This is a genomic window from Saccharomonospora iraqiensis subsp. paurometabolica YIM 90007, from assembly GCF_000231035.2.
GTDB lineage: Bacteria > Actinomycetota > Actinomycetes > Mycobacteriales > Pseudonocardiaceae > Saccharomonospora > Saccharomonospora paurometabolica.
This window is the reverse complement of sequence record NZ_KI912234.1, coordinates 9,699-18,366: the sequence shown is the minus strand read 5'-3', so window position 1 is coordinate 18,366 and position 8,668 is coordinate 9,699. Positions and strand designations below refer to the sequence as shown.

The 8,668-nt window shown below is 74.8% G+C and carries 1 protein-coding gene and 1 pseudogene; both read right to left on the bottom strand.

The features are described from left to right. Nucleotides 1–7,934 (bottom strand): type I polyketide synthase (locus SACPADRAFT_RS27075; RefSeq protein ID WP_007025404.1); only part of this gene is annotated, 7,934 nt, incomplete at its 3' end. 229 nt (nt 7,935–8,163) lie between these two features. Continuing rightward, nucleotides 8,164–8,304, bottom strand: a pseudogene (locus tag SACPADRAFT_RS34585) (acyl carrier protein); the annotation flags it as partial. Nucleotides 8,305–8,668: the final 364 nt, after the last annotated feature.

Here is an 8,668-nt window from a genome sequence, read left to right as displayed (position 1 = left end):
ACCTGCGGCGCGGACTCGACGTCGACCAGTCCACCCCACGTGCCGGGCAGCTCCAGTGCGGCGACGCGGCCCGCACCCCAGATCGCGGCCTGCTCCGGGTCGACCTCGGTGCCGGGCCGCACCGCCACCGCGCCACGGGTGACCACCCAGACCGGCCGGTCGTCGTCGAGATCGCGCAGGGCCGAGACGAGCTGGCCGACGGAGGTGGCGGGCAGGAGCCAGCCGGTGACGTCGTCCTCGACCGCGCCCGCGGCGAGGAGTTCGGCGGTGAGGCCGGGATCGCCGGGCAGCACGCCCCAGCGGCCCTCGGCGGGCCGGGCGTGGACCGGGACCCACTCGACCTGGTGACAGAGTTCGTCCCCGGCGGCGGGAGCGTGCGGCGTGCCCGCATCGAGCCAGTAGCGGCGGCGCTGGAAGGCGTAGGTGGGAAGCGGGACGCGGGCGACGCCGGGACCGAAGAAACCGGTCCAGTCGACCTCCGCCCCCGCGGCGTGCAGGTGTGCGAGGGCGCGGACGACGTCGGTCTCCTCGTCCGCCGCCTCGGTCCTGCGCTGGGCCGGGACACATCCGGGGACGAACGGGGCGAGCGCGGCCTCGGGCCCGATCTCGACGACGTGCGCCGCGGCCAGCGACGCGACACCGCCGGCGAACCGCACGGTGCCACGGATGTTGTCGACCCAGTACCCGACTTCGGCCGGGTCGTGCTCGCCCGCCACCCGGACGAACTCCCCGACCGGCTCGGATCGCTCCACCTGTTCCACGACGGTGCGGAACGCGGGGAGTACGTCGTCCATGTGGGCGGAGTGGAACGCGTGACTGACCTTCAGTGACGACGCCTTCACGCCACGCTCGCGATAGGTCTCCACCAGCCGCGCGACGGCCTCGGCGTCGCCGGACACCACCACCGACTCCGGCGCGTTCACCGCCGCCAGCTCCACCCCGGTGGGCAACTCGACCTCGGCCTCAGCAACGCCGATCGCGGCCATCGCCCCGGGTGTGCGCACCGCGTCCATCAACGCACCACGCTCCACCACCAACCGCGCCGCATCCTCCAACGAGAACACCCCCGCAGCCCACGCCGCCGCGATCTCCCCCACCGAATGCCCCATCACCACATCCGGCACCACACCCCACGACCCGAACAGCCGCACCAACGCCACCTCGAACGCGAAAATCGCCGGCTGCGCAAACCGCGTCTCCCCGAGACGCGACCCACCCGAGATCTCCTCCCGCACCTCAGCCGGAAACAACGCCAGCACCTCGTCCCACACGGACGCGAACACCGGAAACGCGGCGGCCAACCCACGACCCATCCCCACCCGCTGCGAACCCTGACCCGTGAACACGAACGCCATCCGAGAGTGGGTGGCCTCGACCGGCACCGCCGCACCCAACCCGGCGACCAGCTCATCGCGGGTGCGCCCCACGGCGGTCGCGCGCCACGGCAGCGCCGCGCGACCGGTGGCCAGCGACGACGCCGTCTCGACGACGCCGTCCGGCTCGGCGGACAGCAGCCGGGAGACCTGCTCGCGCACGGCGGCCTCGGTCTGTCCGGACACCACCCACGGCACGACCCGTTCCGGTTGCGCCGCGACCGCCGGGGCGTCGGGGGCCTGCTCGAGCACGACGTGGGCATTGGTGCCGCTGACCCCGAAGGAGGACACGCCCGCGCGGCGGGTGCTCGCCTCCCACGGCTGGTTCTCGGTGGCCAGTGCGACGGCTCCCGCCGTCCAGTCGACGTGGCTGGAGGGGACGTCGGCGTGCAGCGAGCGCGGGAGGACGCCGTGGCGCACGGCCTGGACGGCTTTGATCATCCCGGCGACGCCCGCGGCGGCCTGGGTGTGGCCGATGTTGGACTTCACCGAGCCCAGCCGGGCCGGGCCGGTGCGGTCCTGGCCGTACGTGGAAAGCACGGCCCGGGCCTCGATCGGGTCGCCGAGGGTTGTTCCGGTGCCGTGGGCCTCGACGACGTCCACATCGGAGGGCCGGAGTCCGGCGTCGGCCAGCGCGGAGCGGATGACCCGCTCCTGCGACGGACCGTTGGGCGCGGTCAGGCCGTTGGACGCGCCGTCCTGGTTGACCGCCGACCCGCGCAGCACCGCGAGAACCGGGTGGCCGAGACGTCGCGCGTCGGAGAGCCTGGCCAGCAGGAGCAGACCGACACCCTCACCGAACCCGGTACCGTCGGCGGCGTCGGAGAACGGCTTGCACCGCCCGTCCGGGGCCAGACCGCGCTGCCGGGAGAACTCGACGAACAGCCCCGGGGTGGACAGCACAGTCACCCCGCCCGCGAGTGCCAGATCGCACTCTCCCGAGCGCAGCGAGCGAGTGGCCAGGTGGACCGCCACGAGCGAGGACGAGCAGGCGGTGTCCACGGTGATCGCCGGGCCCTCCAGGCCGAAGGCGTAGGCGACCCGGCCGGAGGCGACACTGGCCGACCCGCCGGTGCCCACCAGGCCCTCCAGGTCGGCGGGAACCTGGTGCAGGCGGGTGGCGTGGTCATGGTGCATGAGGCCCGCGAACACCCCGGTACGGGTGCCCCGCACGCCGCGCGGGTCAATGCCCGCGCGTTCGAACGCCTCCCAGGAGGTCTCCAGCAGCAGCCGCTGCTGCGGGTCGGTGGCCAGGGCCTCGCGCGGAGAGATACCGAAGAGGTCCGCGTCGAATCCGGCGGCGTCGTGCAGGAACGCGCCCTGCCGGACGGCGAAGGAGCCGGGCCGCTCGTTGGCCGGGTCGAACGCTCCCTCGAGGTCCCAGCCTCGGTCGGTGGGAAAGCCCGTCACGGCGTCGCCGCCCTCGGCGACCAGCGACCACAGGTCCTCGGGGCTCCGCACGCCACCGGGGAAGCGGCAGGCCATGGCGACGATCGCGATCGGCTCGTCGGCCTCCCGCCGGGGAGCCGACTCGGGCGGCTCGGTGGTTCCGGTGGACGCCGGGTCCAGGCGGTCCGCGAGCAGGTCGGCGAGCGCCGCGGGCGTCGGGTGGTCGAACACCACCGTCGCGGGCAGGCGCTCGCCGGTGGCCGCGGCCAGCCGGTTGCGCAACTCCACGGCGGTCAGGGAGTCGAAGCCGAGGTCGCGAAACGCTCTGCCGGGGTCGATCCCGTCGGCGGAGTCGTGGCCGAGGACGGCGGCGACCTGTGCGCGGACCACGTCGAGCACGGCGGCGCGGCGCTGCCTGCCGGACAGCCCGCCGAACCCGGTCGCGGCCGCCTCAGCGGCACGCCTGCGTGCCGGGCGGACGAGGCCGCGCAGCAGCGGGTGTACGTCGGTGTCGGCGGCGCGCACGGCCGCGAGGTCGAGGCCGATGGGGACCAGCAACGGTTCGTCGGCGGCGAGCGCCGCGTCGAACAGGGCGAGGCCCTGCTCGTCGGTGAGGGCCCGCACGCCACCCCGGTCCATGCGCGCGAGGTCGCGGTCACCGAGATGCCCGGTCATACCGCTGGCGCGCTGCCACAGCCCCCAGGCCAGCGAGACACCGGGCAGCCCGGCGGCCCGGCGACGGGCAACCACGGCGTCGACGGCGGCGTTCGCGGCGCCGTAGGCACCCTGGCCCGGGTTTCCGAAGAGGTGGGCCGCGGCGGAGAAGACGACGAAGGCGGTGAGATCGAGGTCGCGGGTCGCCTCGTCGAGCACCCGGACGGCGCCGGCCTTCGGGGCGGCCACGGCGGCGGCCCGCTCGGGCGTGATCGACTCCAGCACGCCGTCGTCGAGTACGCCCGCGGCGTGGACGACGGCCGTGACGGAGTGTTCGGCCAGCAGGTCCCTGACCTGTCCGGCGTCGGTGACGTCGCAGGCCACGACCGCGACATCGGCGTCGAGATCCGGTGCCGGACCGCCGGAGCGGCCGGCGAGCACGAGCCGCCGCACGCCGTGCGCCTCGACCAAGTGCCCTGCGACGAGACCGCCGAGGACGCCGGTGCCGCCGGTGATCAGCACAGTGGAGTCCGGACCGAACGGAGGGACGGCGCCGTCGGCGGTGGTCCCGGTGGTTCCAGTGGTGGCGCGAGCCAGGCGGGGGGCGGTGGCGGCGCCGTCGCTGACGCGGACCCAGGGCTCGTCGGAGCACACCGGCTCGTCGCCGTCCACGACCGCGAACCGGCCGGGATGCTCGGTGGCGGCGGAGCGGACCAGGCCCGCGACCGCGGCGAAGTCCGGGTCGTCGCCGTCGAGCAGTGCGATCAGCCGGGCGTCGGTGTCGAGAGTGTGGCGCAGGACCGGCAGCACGGCGGCCGGACCCGGGTCTCCGACCCGCCATACGACGTCCCCGCCGCGGTTCAGCGCGGCCACGACGTCGCCGTCGGACACGGCATCCGATATCGGTGTGGCGGCGACCGGCGACCAGTCGAGACGGTAGAGATCAGTGACCGGTGTGCGGGCGGTGTCGCCAAGGGGGCGGAAGGCGAGTTCGGCGGACAGCACCGGGGCACCGGGCGGGTCGACGGCGGTGACCGAGACGGTGTCCGGGCCCGCCGGGGCGAGGCGGACACGCAGCGCGGTGGCTGCCGTGGCGTGACACTGGGCATGCTGCCAGGAGAAGGGCAGCCGTGCCGCGTCCCGATCGGTGAACAACCCGCCGAGCGCGGTGGCGTGCAGGGCGGCGTCCAGCAGCGCCGGGTGCACGCCGAACCCCTCGGGCCGCACCGGCTCCGGCAGCCGCACCTCGGCCAGCACGGCGGCACCGTCGCGCTGGACGCGGTCGAGGCCCCGGAACGCGGGGCCGTAGTCGATCCCGCGCGCACTGAGGTCGGCGTAGAGGTCGTCCAGCGGCACGTCGTCGCCGTCCGGCCACTCGATCGTGCTGTCGTCCGCACCGGCCCCGAGCTCGCCGACCGCGCCGACGGCGTGCCGGGTCCACGGTGCGTCCTCGTCGGGTCGCGAGTGGACGGTCACGGGCCGGGAGCCGTCGTCGGCGGCTCGGCCGACGGCGACCTGGAGCTGGACTCCCCCCACTGGCGGCAGCACCAGCGGGGCCTGCAGGGTCAGGTCGAGCACCGCCGAGGCGCCGACCTGGTCGGCGGCGTGCAGCGCGAGGTCGAGCAGGGCCGTTCCGGGCACGACGGCCCTGCCCTCGATGACGTGGTCGCTCAGCCACGGATGATGGTCGGCGGTGACGCGCCCGGTGAGCACGGCGCCGTCACCGGTGGCGAGGACGACAGCGGCGCCGAGCAGGGCGTGGCCGCCCGCGCTGACCCCCAGCGAGGCCGCATCGCCCGCCGCTCCACCCGCGGGCCAGTAGGGGCGCTGCTGAAGGGCGTAGGTGGGCAGGTCGACGTGGGCGGCGGAAGGCAGGAGCGCGCGGAGATCGACCTCGGCGCCGTGAGCGTGCAGCCGGGCTGCGGCGCGCAACAGCTCCTCGCGGCCGTCTCCGTCGCGGCGCAGGGTTCCGGTGACGAGCACGCCGTTCCCGGCGCTCTCCTCGATGCCGACGGTGAGCACCGGGTGCGAGCTGACCTCGACGAAGGTGTCGACACCGTCGGCGAGCAGCGCACGCACGGCATCGTGGAAGCCGACGGTGCCGCGCAGGTTGTCGAACCAGTACTCGGCGCCGAGCGCGGAGCCGTCCTCGGTGCGGCCGGTCAGGGTGGACCGCAGGGGGATCGAACCGGCGCGCGCACGGATCGGGGCCAGCACGTCGAGCAGTTCGGCACGCAGATCCTCGACCTGAGCGGAGTGCGAGGCGTAGTCCACCGCGATGCGCTTGGCACGTGTCCCGTCGGCCTCGCAGCCGGCGAGCAGCTCGTCCAGGGCGTCCGGCTCGCCGGAGACGACCACGGCGGTCGGCCCGTTGACCGCAGCCACGGACACCCGGTCACCGAACGGGCCGATCCGGGTCCGCACCGTGTCCTCGTCGGCGGCGACCGACACCATGCCGCCGCGGCCGGCGAGCCGGTGCAGCACCCTCGACCGCAGCGCGACGACCCGCGCCGCGTCCTCGAGGGACAACGCCCCCGCGACGCACGCGGCCGCGATCTCGCCCTGCGAGTGACCGACGACGGCGACGGGGTCGAGCCCGCGCTTCAACCAGAGGTGTGCCAGCGAGACCATGACCGCGAACAGCACCGGCTGCACGACCTCGACCCGGTCGAGACCCTCGCCGGAGCGGAGCACCTCGCGGGCGTCGAACCCGGAGTGCGGCGCGAGAGCGTCGGCGCACTCGGCGAACCGTGCGCCGAACACCGGGTCGTCCAGCAGGTCGACGGCCATGCCCGCCCACTGCGAACCCTGTCCGGGAAACACCAGCGCGACTCGCCTGCCGTCGGCCGCGGTACCCCGCGCGCCCGAGGTCGGCTCGTCGCCCGCGGCCACCTCGTCCAGTCCGGCGAGCAGCTCGGCCGTGGAGTGGCCGACGACGACGGCGCGGTGGTCGAACGCCGTCCGGGTCTCGGCCAGCGAGCGGGCCACCATCGCGGGCTCCCAGCCGTGGGTCCGCACCGCCTCGGCGAGCGTGGCCGCCTGTGCCCGTAGCGCCTCCGGGCCTCGTCCCGATACCGCCCACACAAGACCGTCCCGGACCGGCTCTCCGACGGGTTCGGATGGAGCCGGAGCTTCGGTGGCTTCCAGGATGACGTGGGCGTTGGTGCCGCTCATGCCGAACGCGGACACCCCGACGCGCGCGGGACGGTCGGCGGCCGGGAACGAGGTGGGCTCGACGGCCAGCCGGACAGCACCGGCGCGCCAATCGACGTGGGGGGTGGGGGTGTCGGCGTGCAACGTGCGCGGCAGGGTGCCGTGCCGCAGGGCCAGCACGGCCTTGATGACACCCGCAACACCGGCCGCGGCCTGTGTGTGGCCGACGTTGGACTTGAGGGAGCCCAGCAGGAGCGGGTGCTCGCGGTCCTGTCCGTAGGTGGCGAGCAGCGCACCGGCCTCGATCGGGTCGCCCAGTGCGGTTCCGGTGCCGTGTGCCTCGACCGCGTCCACGTCGGCGGGACCGAGCCCGGCGTCGGCCAGTGCGTCACCGATGACCTGCCGCTGCGCGATGCCGTTGGGGGCGGTCAGGCCACTGCTGGCACCGTCGGCGTTGACCGCGGACCCGCGCAGCACGGCGAGCACGGGGTGCCCGTTGTCCACCGCGTCGGACAGGCGTTCGACGACCAGCACGCCCGCACCCTCGGACCAGCCGGTCCCGTCCGCGCCGTCACCGAAGGCCTTGCAGCGGCCGTCGGCGGACAGGCCGCGCTGCCGGGCGAACTCGACGAACACGCCCGGGGTGGGCATGGCGGTGGCTCCGCCGACCAGCGCCAGCCCGCACTCATTCCGGCGCAGCGCGCGGGCGGCCAAGTGCAGGGCGACCAGCGACGACGAGCAGGCGGTGTCGACGGTGAGGGCGGGGCCACGCAGGCCGAAGGTGTAGGCGAGGCGGCCGGAGGCGACGCTGAGTGCGGTGCCGGTGAGGGTGTGCCCCTCGATGCCGTCGCGGTCGCCCAGCAATGAGCCGTAGCGCTGCTCGCTGGTGCCGACGAACACCCCGGTGCGGGTTCCGCGCACGGCGTCGCGGGTCAGGCCCGCTCGCTCGAGCGCCTCGTGCGCGGTCTCCAGCAGCAGGCGCTGCTGCGGGTCCATGGCCAGCGCCTCGCGCGGGCTGATGCCGAACAGATCAGCGTCGAAGTCGGCGACGCCGTCGAGGAACCCGCCACCACGAGCGTAGGTGGTGCCGGGCTTGTCCGGCTCCGGGTGGTGCAGCGCTGCCAGGTCCCACCCGCGGTCGGCGGGCAGCGGGCCGATCGCGTCCCGGCCGTCGGCGAGCAGGTCCCACAGCGCCTCCGGGGTGCGGACACCGCCGGGCAGCCGGACGCCGATCCCGACGACGGCGATGGGCTCGCTGTCGCGGGCGTCGGCCTCCTCGAGCCTGCGCTTGGCCGTTCGCAGCTCGCCGCTCACCCACTTGAGGTTGTCCAGCAGCTTCTGCTCGGTCGCTGAGCGCTCGGTCACGCGATGATCACCGTCCCCGTCATGACTGGCCGAACTCGGACTGGATCAGGTCGAGCAGCTCGTCGGCACCGGCATCGGCCAGATCCGGTGCGAGCGCGGCGGGTCCGGCGATCCGGTCGGCCAGAGCGCGTAGCCGCGCCGCGAGCCCGTCGGCGTCGTCGACCCCTCCCGCGGCGACCAGCGCCTCCAGCCGGTCGAGATCCGCGTCCGGGTCCGCGTGCGGCCGGGTCTCAGCGGCCAGGTGCTCGGCGAGTGCGTCGGGGGTCGGGTAGTCGAAGACCAGGGTGGTCGGCAGCGACATCCCGGTCTTGGCCGACAGCGAGGCGCGCAACTCGACGGCGGTGAGCGAGTCGAACCCCATCTCCAGGAACCCGCGCCTGCTGTCCACACCGGACGTGCGCAGCACGCGCGCCGCCTCGCCGCGGACGAGGTCGAGCAGCCGCCGCTTGCGACCCGCATCGTCCAGGTCGGCGAGCTCGGCGGTGAGCCCGCCGCCCTCGTCGGCGCTCTGGGAAGCCTCGACGGGAACGGCCGGGGGAACGACCTCCGCCAAAAGCGGTGCGGGCCGGGACGAGGCGAACAGGGGCGCGAACACCGCCCAGTCCACATCGGCGACCACGGCCGCGGGGCGGTCGCCGACCAGGCGCAGCATCGCGTCGACGGCGGTCGCCGGGTCGAGCGGGCGCAGCCCGCGGCGGCGCAGGCCGTCGGCGATGTCGCCGCCCGCCATGCCA